This window comes from Tolypothrix sp. VBCCA 56010, from assembly GCF_050875635.1.
Lineage (GTDB): Bacteria > Cyanobacteriota > Cyanobacteriia > Cyanobacteriales > Nostocaceae > Hassallia.
In genome coordinates this window covers 1-1,083 of sequence record NZ_JBPAOH010000363.1, presented here as the reverse complement: position 1 = coordinate 1,083, position 1,083 = coordinate 1, and the positions used below count along the sequence as shown (strand labels likewise).

General features: G+C 50.1%; 1 protein-coding gene. It reads right to left on the bottom strand.

What is annotated here, in order from left to right; translation table 11 throughout:
• Positions 1–1,063 (bottom strand): condensation domain-containing protein (locus AABK37_RS41480; RefSeq protein ID WP_432557195.1); only part of this gene is annotated, 1,063 nt, incomplete at its 3' end.
• Positions 1,064–1,083 lie beyond the last annotated feature (20 nt).

The following is a 1,083-nucleotide window of genomic DNA, read 5'->3' as shown; positions in this document are numbered from 1 at the left end:
TTGCTGTAGAGTTGCACGTAGCTTGGTATACTGCTGCTAACTCCCGCACCAGCACGCCGATTGACCAACCATCTGAAACAATATGGTGCATCACCACCAGCAACACGTGTTCTTTTTCTCCTAGCTTGAGCAAACTTGCTCGCACTAACGGGTCAACAGCCAAATCAAACGGTCGGCTTGCTTCTGAAATTGCCAGTTGTTGGCTAGTAATTTCTTGCTGTGTTTGGTCTAGCTGTTGCAAGTCTACAACTTGCAATGTTAAGGTCAAGCTGCTGACAATCACCTGCATCGGTTGCCCATCTACTGTCACGAAGTTGGTGCGTAGGGCTTCGTGGCGGTTGATGATCTCATTGAGACTGGACTCCAAAGCCGCAACGTTGAGCTGACCTTGAAAACGTACAGCCACCGGAATGTTGTAAAAGCCACTATCAACTTCTAACTGCTGTAGGAACCACAAGCGTTGTTGGGCAAACGATAGTGGCATTGACGACTGCCGTGCCACTTTTACTATTGGCGGAGTTTGTCTTTGTTGTCCTGTGTGCTGGTTCGTTTTGATGCACTCGGCTAAAGCAGCGACAGTGGGTTGCTCAAACAGGCTGCGTAATGGTAAGTCCACTGCAAATGTGCTTGCCACCCGCGAAATCAGTTGCGTTGCCAGTAGGGAATGTCCGCCACTTTCAAAGAAGTTGTCATAGACACCCACACGTTCTATACCCAGCAGCGATGCCCAGATGCCAGCTAGCATTTCTTCAATCGCTGTTCGTGGTGCCACAAAGTTGTGTGATTCAAGTTGCCCGGAGGGTGAGGGTAAGGCACGACGGTCAACTTTGCCATTGGGTGTAAGTGGCATCGCATCGAGCACCACAAAATAAGAGGGCACCATGTACTCGGGTAACTGCTGATGTAGGAAGTCACGCAACTGTGTAATGGTGGGTGCAGGCTCAGTCTGGGGTACAATGTAAGCGACTAAGCGCTTGTCGCCCGCAATCTCTTTGGCGATGACGACTGAAAGTTGCACGCTTGGGTGTTGGCGAAGTTGTGCCTCAATTTCTCCGAGTTCCATACGGAAGCCACGGATTTTGA